The sequence below is a fragment of the Microbacterium invictum genome, from assembly GCF_034421375.1.
GTDB classification, from domain to species: domain Bacteria; phylum Actinomycetota; class Actinomycetes; order Actinomycetales; family Microbacteriaceae; genus Microbacterium; species Microbacterium invictum_A.
This window is the reverse complement of sequence record NZ_CP139779.1, coordinates 41,075-54,879: the sequence shown is the minus strand read 5'-3', so window position 1 is coordinate 54,879 and position 13,805 is coordinate 41,075. Positions and strand designations below refer to the sequence as shown.

General features: G+C 69.4%; 12 protein-coding genes. 4 read left to right on the top strand and 8 right to left on the bottom strand.

The features are described from left to right. The first annotated feature begins 74 nt into the window (after positions 1-74). Positions 75-869, top strand: coding sequence for a Pr6Pr family membrane protein (locus T9R20_RS00275; protein WP_322410572.1), 795 nt, complete (start codon positions 75-77; stop codon positions 867-869). Here T9R20_RS00275 and T9R20_RS00270 read toward each other — a convergent pair. After that, positions 788-1,750 (bottom strand): DUF1254 domain-containing protein, encoded by a 963-nt coding sequence (locus tag T9R20_RS00270; protein WP_322410571.1) that lies wholly within the window; start codon positions 1,748-1,750, stop codon positions 788-790. The two genes, T9R20_RS00275 and T9R20_RS00270, sit on opposite strands and share 82 nt — an antisense overlap. A gap of 60 nt (positions 1,751-1,810) precedes the next feature. Here T9R20_RS00270 and argG point away from each other — a divergent pair, with 60 nt between their 5' ends. Continuing rightward, a complete protein-coding gene (gene argG, locus T9R20_RS00265) occupies positions 1,811-3,247 on the top strand; it encodes an argininosuccinate synthase (protein WP_322410570.1) in 1,437 nt (478 codons plus the stop codon). 109 nt (positions 3,248-3,356) lie between these two features. Then, a complete protein-coding gene (locus T9R20_RS00260; RefSeq protein WP_322410569.1) occupies positions 3,357-5,984 on the top strand; it encodes a penicillin acylase family protein in 2,628 nt (875 codons plus the stop codon). Here T9R20_RS00260 and T9R20_RS00255 read toward each other — a convergent pair. Next, entirely contained in the window at positions 5,968-6,567 is a 600-nt protein-coding gene (locus tag T9R20_RS00255) for a LamG-like jellyroll fold domain-containing protein (RefSeq protein WP_322412212.1), read from the bottom strand. The two genes, T9R20_RS00260 and T9R20_RS00255, sit on opposite strands and share 17 nt — an antisense overlap. A gap of 175 nt (positions 6,568-6,742) precedes the next feature. On the opposite strand from T9R20_RS00255, the gene T9R20_RS00250 reads away from it, so the two are divergent. Beyond that, a complete protein-coding gene (locus tag T9R20_RS00250) occupies positions 6,743-6,991 on the top strand; it encodes a hypothetical protein (RefSeq protein WP_322412232.1) in 249 nt (82 codons plus the stop codon). Between the two features lie 482 nt (positions 6,992-7,473). On the opposite strand, the gene mnhG is transcribed toward T9R20_RS00250, so the two are convergent. The 6 genes from mnhG to T9R20_RS00220 are packed head-to-tail and all read right to left on the bottom strand — an operon-like array spanning position 7,474 to position 13,747. After that, positions 7,474-7,830 (bottom strand): monovalent cation/H(+) antiporter subunit G, encoded by a 357-nt coding sequence (gene mnhG / locus T9R20_RS00245; protein WP_322410568.1) that lies wholly within the window; start codon positions 7,828-7,830, stop codon positions 7,474-7,476. After that, positions 7,827-8,099, bottom strand: coding sequence for a monovalent cation/H+ antiporter complex subunit F (locus T9R20_RS00240; protein WP_322410567.1), 273 nt, complete (start codon positions 8,097-8,099; stop codon positions 7,827-7,829). The genes mnhG and T9R20_RS00240 overlap by 4 nt, the downstream gene beginning before the upstream one ends. Then, on the bottom strand, positions 8,096-8,698 hold the full coding sequence (locus T9R20_RS00235) for a Na+/H+ antiporter subunit E (protein ID WP_322410566.1): 603 nt from the start codon (positions 8,696-8,698) through the stop codon (positions 8,096-8,098). The genes T9R20_RS00240 and T9R20_RS00235 overlap by 4 nt, the downstream gene beginning before the upstream one ends. Continuing rightward, positions 8,695-10,251 carry a Na+/H+ antiporter subunit D gene (locus T9R20_RS00230; protein WP_322410565.1) on the bottom strand — a complete coding sequence of 519 codons (1,557 nt, stop codon included), beginning with the start codon at positions 10,249-10,251 and terminating at the stop codon, positions 8,695-8,697. Before T9R20_RS00230 ends, T9R20_RS00235 begins: the two co-directional genes overlap by 4 nt. Next, positions 10,248-10,817, bottom strand: coding sequence for a Na(+)/H(+) antiporter subunit C (locus T9R20_RS00225; protein WP_322410564.1), 570 nt, complete (start codon positions 10,815-10,817; stop codon positions 10,248-10,250). Before T9R20_RS00225 ends, T9R20_RS00230 begins: the two co-directional genes overlap by 4 nt. Then, positions 10,814-13,747 (bottom strand): Na+/H+ antiporter subunit A, encoded by a 2,934-nt coding sequence (locus tag T9R20_RS00220; RefSeq protein WP_322410563.1) that lies wholly within the window; start codon positions 13,745-13,747, stop codon positions 10,814-10,816. The genes T9R20_RS00225 and T9R20_RS00220 overlap by 4 nt, the downstream gene beginning before the upstream one ends. Positions 13,748-13,805 lie beyond the last annotated feature (58 nt).

The following is a 13,805-nucleotide window of genomic DNA, read 5'->3' as shown; positions in this document are numbered from 1 at the left end:
TTACACCCGATCCTATCGGGCGTGTCTCGCCCGCCCCGGGTTCGCGGCCTTCGCCCCGCCGATAAAGTCGCAGCATGCTCCGCACCTCGCGCTGGGCGCTGATATGGACGGTGCTGCGCCTTCTCGCAGCGATCGCCATCATCGCCGCCGTCATCGGTCAGGCCGCTCGCACCATCGGCATCGGCATCGACGCCGGCCAGCACCTTCCCACGGTCGTGACGAACTTCTTCAGCTTCTTCACGATCCTCTCCAACTGCGCCGCCGCGGTGGTGCTGCTCTGGGCCGTGGCGGGGTGGGTGTCGGTCGGGCGGAGAAGGACAGCGGATGCCGCGCCGGCGACCGATCCCGCCGCCCTCGCCGTCGCGCTGGCGAGCGTGACGACCTACATGGTGATCACGGGCGTGGTCTACAACACCCTGCTGCGCAACGTCGACCTCCCGCAGGGGACGACGGTGCCCTGGTCGAACGAGATCCTCCACGTCGTCGCGCCGCTCTTCCTGCTGCTGGATCTCTTCCTCGGCCCGGGACGCCGCGCTCTGCCATGGCGCGACGTGGGCGTCATCCTGATCTTCCCGATCCTGTGGGTGGTGTACACCCTGGTGCGCGGTCCGCTCATCACCAACCCCGTTTCGGAGCAGCCGTTCTGGTACCCGTACCCGTTCCTGAACCCAAACAACCCCGACCTCATCTTCCCCGGGTACGGGGGCGTGGCCTTCTGGGTGGTCGCGATCGCCGCGGGCATCATCGTCACCGCCACGATCGTCGTCGGGGTCGGACGGAGGCGCGGTCAGGGCGCCTCGGGTGATTCCTCGGCGACGAGGTCGGGCACCGTCCAGCGCCTCTCGAGGATCTCCTCGCGCGGCCGGTAGAGCCGCACCAGGAAGTTCCAGCCCTCGGGCACGGGGATGTCGTTGGCGCCCTCCACGCCGCCGGGCGGGACGAAGCGCACCGTGATCGCGCCATCCTCGTCGCGCACCCCGGTGACGCTGTTGACGCTGTATCGGCCTTCGGGATTGACCTCGAAGTAGCCTTGCGCGTTGTAGACCGAGACCGACCAGAACCCGTCGACGGGAACGTCGGCCATCCGGAGCCGATAGGTGCCGAACGGCACCTTCGGCTCGACGCCCATGTACGACGCCTCCGACAGCGGCAACCCGCCCCATCCGGCCGCGGCGCCGATGAGGTGGCGCACCGGATCGACCTCGTCGGGGCCGCCGAAGGTGCGATCGAACTGCTGCAGCCCGCGCGCGAGCGCGAGCAGTGCGTCGCGGGTGGCGTTCAGCGAGGCCGCATCCCACTCACCCGGCTCGAACGGCGTCGCCGCCCCCGCCTCGACCGTCAGCCCGTCCTGCAGCGTGGCGACCTCGGCGATGTCGGCGGGATCGGTCGGGTCGACCAGGGTCCGCGCGGCGATGAGCACGTAGTCGGCGTCCGGTGCGAGATCCGCGACGTCGTGGTCGCCGGGCTCGTGCAGCACGGCCCGGACGTAGTGATCCCGATCGAGCACCATGACCGACAGATAGCGGCCGGCGGCGTTGGGGATCGTCAGCCGGGCCCCGTCCGAGAGATCGACGATCGCGAAGCTGTAGAGGGTGTCGCGGTTCAGTCGGATGACGGTCTGATGCGCGACCTCGGCGGGCTCCCGGTTGTGACGGAAGAGATTGACCCCGCCTGCATCCCGCTGGATGTCGGCGAACATCCGATCGGTCTCGGCTCTCACGAACGTGTCGACATCGACATGCATCGTCATCACCCCACTTTCCCTTAGCGCGGGAAATGGCGCAAACGCCCGCTCACTAGACTTGAGGGCATGTCGAAGGTCCTCCAGTCCCTGCCCGTCGGCGAGCGCGTCGGCATCGCCTTCTCGGGGGGCCTGGACACCTCCGTCGCCGTCGCGTGGATGCGCGACAAGGGCGCCGTGCCCTGCACCTACACCGGCGACCTCGGTCAGTACGACGAGGACGACATCGCCTCGATCCCCGACCGCGCGCTGCAGTACGGCGCCGAGATCTCGCGCCTGATCGACTGCAAGACCGCCCTCGTCGAAGAGGGCTTCGTGGCGCTGGCGTGCGGGGCGTTCCACATCCGCTCCGGCGGCCGCACCTACTTCAACACCACGCCGCTCGGACGCGCCGTGACCGGCACGCTGCTGGTGCGCGCGATGAAGGACGACGGCGTCGACATCTGGGGCGACGGGTCGACCTACAAGGGCAATGACATCGAGCGGTTCTACCGCTACGGTCTGCTCGCGAACCCGGCGCTGCGCATCTACAAGCCGTGGCTCGACGCCGACTTCGTCACCGAGCTCGGCGGTCGCACCGAGATGAGCGAGTGGCTCGTCGCGCACGGCTTCCCCTATCGCGACAGCGCCGAGAAGGCGTATTCGACCGACGCGAACATCTGGGGCGCGACCCACGAGGCCAAGACCCTCGAGCACCTCGACGTCTCGCTCGAGACCGTTCAGCCGATCATGGGCGTGCGCTTCTGGGACGACTCCGTCGAGATCGCCCCCGAAGACGTCAGCATCACGTTCGACGCGGGCCGACCGGTCGCGATCAACGGAGAGCAGTTCGGCGACCCCGTCGAGCTCGTCCGCGCGGCCAACGCCGTCGGCGGGCGCCACGGCCTCGGCATGAGCGACCAGATCGAGAACCGCATCATCGAGGCCAAGTCGCGGGGCATCTACGAGGCGCCGGGGATGGCGCTGCTGTTCATCGCGTACGAACGCCTCGTCAACGGCATCCTCAACGAAGACACCCTCGCGACCTACCACGAGCAGGGCCGTCGCCTCGGGCGTCTCATGTACGAGGGACGGTGGCTCGAGCCGCAGTCGCTGATGCTGCGCGAGTCGATCCAGAAGTGGGTCGGGTCGTCGATCTCGGGCACCGTCACCCTGCGCCTTCGCCGCGGCGAGGACTACACGATCCTCGACACGGTGGCCTCGGGCCTGTCGTACGCCCCCGAGAAGCTGTCGATGGAGCGGGTCGGGGACGCCGCGTTCGGGCCCACCGACCGCATCGGCCAGTTGACGATGCGCAACCTCGACATCGCCGACTCGCGTGCCCGTCTCGAGCTCTTCGCCGGGCTCGGCCTCATCGGCGGCGCCACCGGAGAGCTGGTCGGAACGCTCGAGCAGGGCGGGGCCGACGAGATCATCGAGCCGGCCGAGCCCGACGAGCGCGGCCGGCTGGCCGAAGCGACCGACGCCGCCTCGGAGGCGGCCGCCTTCGACGCCGGCACCGACTGACCCCGCACGCCGCACCGCCGACCAGGGGTTACGATTCTCCGGTGCCGCCCGAACGGCACCGAGACTCATCCTCTCCGGCACTGGGTCTCGCGACCGGAGGTCCCCTTCAATGACGAAGCCCGCAGACGTACTCGATGACGTCGCACAGTTCGACGACCCCGAGCCGCCCGCCAGGCGCTCCCTCGGCCGCCGCATCGCCATCACTCTCTACGCCGTCTTCGTCGGTCTCGTGGTGCTCGCCCTCATCGCGGCGAGCGTCGTGGTGTTCTCCATCCAGCGGTCCTTCCCGCAGCTCGACGGCGAGAAGACCCTCCCCGGCCTCACCGCCGAGGTCAGCGTGCAACGCGACGCCCTCGGCATCCCGACCATCACCGCCGAGACCTCGCGCGACCTCTTCTACGCCCAGGGCTACGTCCACGCGCAGGACCGGTTCTGGGAGATGGACTTCCGCCGACACGTCACCAGCGGCCGGCTGTCCGAGCTGTTCGGCGAGTCGCAGCTGCAGACCGACATCTTCCTCCGGACCCTCGGATGGCGCGAGGTCGCCGCCCAGGAGGTCGCCTCGCTCGACCCGACCGTCCGGGCGTACTACGACGCCTACGCCGACGGGGTGAACGCGTATCTCGCCGATCACCAGGGCCCCGACGCCTCGTTCGAGTACGCCGTCCTCGGCCTCCAGAACCCCGACTACGAGATCGAGCCGTGGACGCCCGAAGATTCGGTGGCGTGGCTGAAGGCGATGGCCTGGGACCTCCGCTCCAACATCGGCGACGAGACCGACCGGGCCGTCGCCGCGGCATCCCTCACCCCCGAGCAGCTCGCGGACCTCTACCCGACCTACCCCTTCGACCGGAACCCCGTGATCGTGCCGGTCATCGACGAGGCGGGCACGCCGCTCCCGGCGAGCGCGCGCATTTCGGCCGAGACCGCACCGAACGTCGAAGCGGCCGTCGACTGGGCCGAGGTCGGCGACGTCGTCGAAGCCGTCAGCACCCTCGTCGGACCCATCGGCGAGGGCATCGGCTCCAACTCGTGGGTGGTGTCGGGGGCCCTCACCGACACCGGGATGCCGCTCCTCGCCAACGACCCGCACCTGGGCGCCTCGCTTCCGAGCGTCTGGCACCAGGTGCAGCTGAAGTGCGAACGGGTGCAGCAGGACTGCCCGTTCGACGTCGCGGGCTTCGGGTTCTCCGGCATGCCCGGCGTCATCATCGGCCACAACGCCGACATCGCCTGGGGGTTCACCAACCTCACCACCGACGTCACCGATCTGTACCTGGAGCGGGTGCAGGATGACGCGTACTGGCGCGACGGGCAGCTGCTGCCCCTCACGACGCGGCAGGAGACCATCGAGGTCGCCGGAGGCGACGATGTCGAGATCACGGTGCGCGCGACCGAGAACGGCCCGCTGATCTCCGACGCCAGCGGCGAGTACGCCGGCATCGCCGACGAGCCGTTCGTCGGCACCGAGGGCGTGCCTGCCGCGCCGAGCGGCGCCCCCGACGGGGAGTACGCCGTGAGCCTGCGATGGACGGCGCTCGAGCCGGGCACGACGGCGAGCGCCATCTTCGCCCTCAACCAGGCGGCCGATTTCGATTCGTTCCGCATCGCCGCATCACTCTTCGACGTGCCGGCGCAGAACCTCGTCTACGCCGACACGGCGGGGAACATCGGCTATCAGACGCCCGGCAAGCTCCCGATCCGCGGCGCCGGCGACGGGTCGCTGCCGCAACCGGGGTGGGACTCCGCATACGCCTGGCAGGGTTACATCCCGTTCGAGGAGCTGCCGGTGTCACTGAACCCCTCTGCGGGCTACATCGTCACCGCGAACAACCCCATCGTGGGTGAGGACTACCCCTACCAGCTCACGCGCGACTGGGACTACGGATGGCGCGCTGCGCGCATCGTGGAGATGCTGGAGCGGCGCATCGCCGCCGGCCCCCTGACCGCGACGGACATGCGCGACATCCAGGCCGACAACGCCATGTGGATGGGTCCGCGTCTCATCGCCGCCTACGCGGGCATCCGCACCGGCGACGAGGGGACGGATGCCGCCCTCGACCTGCTCGGCGGCTGGGACGCCCAGAACCACTCCGGGTCGGCCGCGGCCGCCTACGCCAACGTGCTCTGGGACGAGCTCGTCCAGAACGTCTTCGTGCGAGAGCGCGAGTCGCCCGCGCCCACGGGCAACCAGGCCCGCATGTTCCTCGTCGTGGACACGCTGCTCGCCGATGCGTCGTCGCCGTGGTGGCAGAACGAGGGACTCGACGTGACGTCGCAGGCCGAGATGCTCGAGCGGAGCGCCACCGACGCCTACGCGCGGCTCGTCGAGCTGCAGGGCGACACCCCCGCCATGTGGGAGTGGGGCGACCTCCACGCCCTCACCCTGAGGAACGACACCTTCGGCACATCGGGCATCGCGCCGATCGAGATGCTGTTCAACCGCGGCCCCTACCCCGTCGGAGGCGGGTCGTCGGTGGCGAATGCGACGGGCTGGGTGCTCGGTCAGGGCTTCGAGACGGTGACCGTGCCGTCGATGCGGATGATCGTCGACCTCGGCGACCTCGACCGTTCGAGCTGGCAGCACCTGACCGGCACGAGCGGGCACGCGTTCCACCCGAACTACGTCGACCAGACACCGGCGTGGCAGCGGGCCGAGCTCTTCCCCTGGGCATTCACGCCTGACGCGGTCGCCGCAACGACGACCCACACGCTCCGGCTCATCCCGAACGGGTGAGGAGCCGTGACTCCGCGGCGTGCAGGGCCGACACCTGCTCGGGGGTGAGTGCGACATCCCACACTCGGAGCTTGGCGATCGTGCCCTGACCGAAGTTGCCGGGCCCGCTGGCCAGCTGCACGGCTCCCACCGTGAAGTCGGCGGGCTCTGCGTTCAGTCCCTCGCGGTAGATGTACGGGTTCTTCGCGTAAGTCTGCCGCTTGTTGTCCGTGAATCGAGGAATGGGCACCGAGGTGCCGTCCAGATACGAGACCGCCTGCTGACCGTCGTAGGTGCCGACATGAAGTTGCCAGGTGCGGCGTTGGAAGACCTGTCCGGATGCTGAATAGTCGCGGTTGTAGGGGTACCCCGCCGTCGCACCACCATGCTTCGAGACGTGGAAGTTCGAGCGCTCATCGCCGCCGTACAGGCCGAGATCGTAGAACAGGGCGTAGGAGCGACGCGGATCGGTGGCGGTCTCGGGCCAGATCCCGGCGATCACGCCGGTACTCGAATCAGTCATGTAGACCCATGCGGCGACCGTCACCTGATTCGTGGATGCTCCGACGTTGAGGCGTTCGACGGATTCTGCGGGAAGCCGCAGGTAGCTGCGCCCGTCCAGGACGAGACCCCCTCCCCACGCTGTCGTCGTCGACGTCGCCGTGGTGCGCCCTGCCTGCGTGAGCGGGAGATCCCCGTCGGTGGTGCGGTAGGGCGCCGCCGACTCGGTGAAGCGCCACTCAGCGATGGGCGCCGGTAAACCCGTCGGCAGTGCGGGCGTGGCAGTGGGCGTCGCCGACGGAGTCGTGGTCGCCGTGGGCGTGGGACTCGGCGTGGGCGTGGGACTCGGCGTCGGCGACGGACTCGTCGTCGGCGACGGTGATGGAGTCGGCGGTGGCGGGGTGGGCGTCGCCGTCGGGGTCGGGGATGGCCCAGGGGTCGGATTCGCATTGCGGACGGTGACCCTCACGGCTGGGCTGGTGCCGACGTTCCCGGCAGCGTCCGTGGCGCGGGCGGTGATGGAGTAGCCGACGTCACGCCAGGCGCGGGAGTCGACCGACAATGCCCAGTGGCCGTCAGGTCGGGGCACTGCATTGCCGACGCGCAACGATCCCGACCAGATCGAGACCGAGGCGACGGCGACGTCGTCCCGAGCGCTGACCACCACCGTCGTCGAGCCGGTCACGGTGCCTCCCGTGGGGGCGGTGATCGTCGCGGTGGGTCTGGTGATGTCGCTCCCAGCCGCTCCCGTCCGACTCTCCGCCATCGCGGCGGTGCCCGACACGGCGGACACAGCCACGACCATGGCGACCACGGCCCCCATCCGACGCAACAGTGCACGCATGGCAACTCCCCCGGTGCGCCCGCCCAGCTGCTCACCGGCGCGTCTCGAATCCACGGCCTTCGGCCGTGTCGGGCCCCCCGGCCCCGCCTTCCGGCCCCCCGGCCCGGCGTCGCGAGCAAGGCTAACCGGCGCGGCGAGCGCCGTGCAACCCCTCCGCCTGACGCGTCACCCGCCGGCGGCGGGCGGGGTGCGCTCCTGCTCGGCGAGCTCGTCGACGAGAAGGTCCCGCTCGTCGATCGTTCTGTTGCGGTGCGCCTGGCGGGCGATCATGTGCGCCGAAAGCGGGGCGGTCGCCATCTGCAGCAGCATCACCGGGACGAGGAAGGCGACGACCGGCCACGACTCCAGGGCCAGGGCGATCGCGAGGCAGATGAGGAGCAGACCGAGGATCTGCGGCTTCGTCGCCGCGTGCAGCCGAGAGCCGACGTCTCTGAAGCGCAGCAGGCCGACCGCCGCCGTGAGGCACAGCAGGGCCCCCGCGAGGATCAGCACGAGGGCGATGAGGTCGAGGGTGTCGGTCATCGCTCCACGGTGTCCTTCCGTGCGACGAACCGGGCGATCGAGATCGACCCGAACACCCCCACTGCGGCAATGACGAGGAGCACGGGAAGGGTCCGCGTGTGCTGGTTGATGGCCATCTCGGCCCCCAGCACGCACAGCACCTCCGTGAGGAGGACATCGGATGCCACGGCGCGGTCGAGGATCGAAGGTCCCACGATGATCCGCCAGAGGGTGAGGAGTGCCGCGACGACGAACACCACGAAGATGGCGATGAGGAGCACGGTGCTCATGTCGGTGTTCCTCCCTTCCGAGGGGTGTCGATGGTCGCCTCGCGGATGACGTCGAGCTGCGCCGTGGATCCGACGGCACGCACGATCCGCGCCTCCCAGCCGAGCACCGTCCGGCGCTGCAGTTCGATGTCATCGTCGTCGTCGACGCCGATGACGTGCAGGTAGAGCATGCGACGATCACGATCGGCTTCGACGACGAGCGAACCGGGGATGAGGGAGCAGGTGACCGCGGTGTGGGTCATGATCAGGTCGTCGTCGGTGCGGAGGTGCACGGCGATGATCGCCGCGCCCGGCAGCTTCCCGGGGCGGATCGTCTGCCAGGCCACCAGCAGCGAGCCGCGCACCAGCGACACGAGGAAGGTCAGCACGAAGACCAGCCCGAACCAGACGTTGAGCCGGCCCGACAGCGACACCGGCGGAAGCCGGAACACGCGGGTGACGACCACCGCCGCGACCAGGCCGGTCAGGAACGCGAGCAGGGTGAACTGGCCCCACAGCAGCATCCACAGGGCGATCAGCCACAGGAAGAACGGCAGCTGACGCCAGGTCACACCCAGCACACCGCGGGACACGGGGGCGGATTCGCGGTCGTCGGTCACGAATCGACCTCCTGCTCGAGCTGGACGAGCTGGATCGGTTCCAGAAGCGCCGCGCCGATCCGTTCGCAGACGCCGTACAGCGGCCCGGCGAAGACCGTCAGGGCGACCGTGACCGCCACCATCCCGGTCGTCGCGGCGGTCATGATGCGGGGGATCGCGCGGCGCTCGGTCTGGATGCCGGCGGCGGGGGCGTTGCCGAGGTACGAGATACGCGCCTCGGTCTCGGTGGAGTCCTCGTCCTCGCGCCAGAAGGAGAGGTTCCACGCGCGCATCAGCGCGTACAGAGTGAGGAGGCTCGTGACGACGCCGCCGACGATCAGGACGAGCATGATCGGGGTTCCGACCTCGGCGGCGGCGTCGAAGAGAGCGAACTTGCCGATGAAGCCGGAGAACGGCGGGAGACCGCCGAGGTTCACGGCCGGGATGAAGTAGAGCACCGCGATGACGGGCGCCGCCCGCATGAGCCCCTTCACCCGCAGGATCGACGTGCTGCCGGCACGACGCTCGATGAGTCCCACGGCGAGGAAGAGGGTCGTCTGCACGACGATGTGGTGCACGGTGTAGTAGATCGTCGCGCCGATCGCCGCCGGGGTTGCGATCGCGAGCCCGAAGATCATGTACCCGATGTGACTGACGAGGGTGAACGAGAGGATGCGCTTGAGCTCCGCCTGCGCGATCGCGCCGAGGACCCCGACGATCATCGTGGCGAGCGCCACGCACATGAGGAGGAAGTTCAGGTCGTTCTCGTTGAACAGCTGCGTCTCGGTGCGGATGAGGGCGTAGACGCCGACCTTGGTCAGCAGGCCGGCGAACACCGCCGTGACCGGAGCCGGCGCGGTGGGGTACGAGTCGGGCAGCCAGAACGACAGCGGGAAGACGGCCGCCTTGATGCTAAACGCCACGAGCAGCATCAGGTGCAGCACCGTCTGGGTGTCCTGCGGGAGCTCCATCATCCGCTCGGAGATCTGCGCCATGTTGACGGTGCCGAGCGCCCCGTAGATCGCCGCGATGGCCGCGAGGAAGAGGATCGACGAGACCAGCGAGACGACGATGTAGACGACGCCGGTGCGGATGCGGTTCTCGGTGCTGCCGAGGGTGATGAGCACGTACGACGCGACGAGGAGAATCTCGAACCCGACGTAGAGGTTGAACAGGTCGCCCGCGATGAACGCGGTGAAGATCCCCGCCGCCAGCAGCAGGTACGACGGGTGGAAGATCGACACCGGTGTCTCGTCGTCGTTGTCGGCCGCGCCCTGTCCGACGGAGAAGAGCAGGACTGCGAGCAGCACGATGCTCGAAACGACGATGAGGAGCGCCGAGAGCCGATCGACGTAGAGCACGATGCCGAAGGGGATCGGCCAATCCCCGACCGAGACCGCGAGGGCCTCACCGCCCTGGTCGACGACGACGAGCAGGATGGCGGCGATGACGGTGACGGTCGTCAGCGTGACGATCGAGATGGCGACCTGGGTGCGCCTGTGCCGCCCGGCGACCAGGGCGAGTGCGGCGCCCAGGATCGGCAGGGTCGCCAGGAGCGGGACGAGGGCGATCATCCGTCATCCCCCCGCTCGGTCGTGTCGGTCCGCCGGGATCGACGCGACGACGCCTCGGGGAGGTTCACCGGCGCGTCATCCTGCAGGCCGGAGATGTCGCGGCTGCCGAGCACCGTGATGGGTGCGGTGTCGAGACCGACGAAGTCGGTGGTCGCGTCGTCGTCGGTGTCTTCGATCTCGGTCTCGTCGTCGATCATGTCCTCCTCGGCGGCGCCGCGGTCGCGCACCGCCAGGTCGGCCTCATCGTCGGTGACCGTGTCGGCCTGACCGAGCTGCCACGAGCGGTAGATCAGGGCGAGGAGGAACGCCGACACCGCGAAGGTGATGACGATCGCCGTGAGGGTCAGCGCCATGGGGAGGGGATCGGACATCTCCTCGGGTTCGCCGGAGCCGAAGAACGGTGCGATCCCGGGCTCGCCGATGACCACGAGGAGGAAGAGGTTCGCCGCGTTCCCGAGCAGGAGGAAGCCGATGAGCACGCGGGTGAGGCTGCGCTCCAGGATCGCGTAGACGCCGCAGGCGAACAGGACGCCCATGATGACGATGAGGATGAGAGAGACGCTCACGACACGCTCACCCCGCTGGCCTTGCTGCGCTGCATCTGACGGTCGACCTCGGCGCCGAGCGAACGCAGCACGTCGAGCACGAGTCCGACGACGACGAGGTACACCCCGATGTCGAACAGCGTCGTGGTGACGAACTCGACGTGGCCGAGGACCGGCAGCTCCGCTTCGACGAAGGCGCTGGTCAGCGGGGGCGCGCCGAAGAAGAGCGGCACGATCGCGCAGGCGACGGCGATCGACATGCCCACACCGAGCAGGCGCCCGGCGTCGGTCGGGGCGGCGACGCCGAGCTCGTAGCGACCTCCTGCGACGTAGCGCATCACCAACGCCATACCCGCCACGAGTCCTCCGGCGAAGCCGCCGCCGGGAAGGTTGTGGCCCGCGAAGAGCAGGTAGAGCGAGACGATGATGATCGAGTGGAAGAGGATCCGCACGATCACCTCGAGCAGGATCGAGCGGTTCTCCGGCCGCACCTGCTGGCCCCCGACGAGCCAGGCCATCCGCTGCCGGCCGCCGTCGGCGTTGCGCGGCTTCACGCCGGACGGGGTCTCCACGAGGAGCCGGCGATCGCGGCCTCCCACCCGGGGGAGGGCGTTGGTGGCGGTGAGGTTGTCTTTGCGGTCGGTGACGAAGACCAGGGATGCCACACCGGTGGCGGCGAGGATCAGCACCCCGAGCTCGCCCATGGTGTCCCACCCACGGATGTCGACCAGGGCGACGTTGACGACGTTGCGCCCGTGACCGAGTTCGTACGCGAGTTCGGGCCAGGCGACCGAGATCGGGTCGTGGATGCGGGCTCCCGTCGCGATGACCGCGACGGCCATCATGGTGACGCCGACCGCGCCGGCGACGAGAGCCCGGGGGATCGAGGCGACCGAGGCGTTGTGCTCGCCCATCCGCGACGGGATCCGCCGCAGGACGAGGGCGAACGCGATGAGGGTGACCGTCTCGATGAGGATCTGGGTGAGGGCGAGGTCGGGGGCGCCGCTGATGGCGAAGAGCCCCGCCATGCCGAGCCCGGTCACCGAGACCAGCACCACACCGGTGTAGCGCTTCTTGGCCCGAACGGCGACCACGCCCGCGACGATCATCACCGGCGCGATCGCCAGCTGGGCCGGGTTCTGGAACAGGTCGACGTCGGCGCGCCACTCCGGACCGCCGACGATGAGGGCGGTCGCCTCGGCGACGACGAAGACGATGAAGATCGTCCCGATGTAGACCGGCAGTGACCCGCGCTGGGTGAACGTAGTCGTGGCCACCGACAGTCGGGCGATGCCGCGGAGCACGGCGTTGTAGACGTCGAACGCCTCGAAGGGCAGGACGCGCCGGGAAAGATCCCGCCGCACCGTCGCCCAGAAGATCGCCGCGCCCAGCGCGATCGTACCGATCGAGAGGAAGAGTGCCGGTTCCAGGCCGTGCCACAGGGCGAGGTAGTAGGGCTCGGGCTCGGCCACGCCGGGAGTCGCGAGCGGAGCCTCGTCGGCGTACGTGGCGAGCGCGGTGTCCAGGGCGGGGGCGGCGAGCCCGGCGACGAGGGTGAGGGCGGACAACATGACCGGGGCGGCGAGGAAGCCCGCCGGCGCGCCCGGCCACTCCGTCCGGGCGGGCGGGGTGCCGTCGGGGACTGTCCGCTTGGTCCAGAAGGCACCCCAGACGAAGCGGATGCCATAGGCCATCGTCAATGCCGAACCCGCCGCGACACCGAGGATGCCGACGATCGCCCACGCCTCGCCGCCCACGGCCTCGTGGAGAAGGGCGGTGAGGGCGGTCTCTTTGGCGACGAAGCCGATGGTGGGCGGCAGACCCGCCATCGACGCGACGGCCACGATCGACACGGTCGCGAGGAGGGGTGCCTGCCGCCCGAGTCCGGAGAGCTCGCCGATGTTTCGCGTGGCGAGCTGACGGTCGATGATGCCGACGACGAGGAACAGGGCGGATTTGAACAGGGCGTGGCTGAGGAGCAGAGCGAGTCCCGCGAGCGCGGTGTCACGGACGCCGTAGCCGAGGATGACGGTGAGAAAGCCGAGCTGGCTGACGGTGCCGAACGCGAGCAGCCGCTTGAGGTCGGTCTCACGAAGCGCCTGGAAGCCGCCGAGCAGCATTGTGAAGACGCCGAGCGAGACGATGATGGGGCGCCATCCGGGTTCGTTCGCCTCGAACGGGGCGAACAGCGCGATCAGGTAGATGCCGGCCTTGACCATCGCCGCGGCGTGAAGGTACGCGCTGACCGGCGTCGGGGCGGTCATGGCACCGGGAAGCCAGAAGTGGAAGGGGAAGACGGCCGACTTGCTCAGCGCGCCGACGAGCAGCAGCACGAGAGCCGCGACCACAGCCGGCCCCTCGGGGCGGGCGACGAGGATCTCGGAGATGCTCGACGTGCCGGTGTCGACGACGAGCAGCACGACGCCGATCAGCATCACCAGACCGCCGAGAGTCGTGACGAGCAGCGCCTGCAGGGCCGAGCGGCGACTCGCGCCGCGGCGGTGGTAGTACCCGATGAGCAGGTACGACAGCACGCTCGTGGTCTCCCAGAACATCACGAGCACGACGAGGTCGTCCGTGAGAACGAGACCGTACATGGCTCCCGCGAAGGCGAGCAGGACGGCGGCGAACTGCCCGAGGCCCTCGGCGCTGTCGCGGAAGTACCACCGGCAGTACAGCAGCACCAGCGCCCCGACCCCCGTGACGACGAGCGCGAGGATCCACGACAGCGTGGTCATCCGCATCGACAGCTCGATGCCGAGCGGCGGGATCCACTCGTATGACTCGAACGGAATATCCCCGGCGAGGACTGCGGGCCCGAGGACGACGGTGTAGACGAAGGCCGCCGCCGACACGGCCGCGGCGAAGAAGAAGGCGCGAGCGCCCAGGCGGTGGACCAGCCAGGGAAGCGCGAGCGCGGCGGCCGCGAACACTCCGAGGAAGACCAGCATTGCGGCCTCCTCAGGGTCGTCGGTCGTGCGGGGCGGCGCGACTCAGGCGATCGGGGTC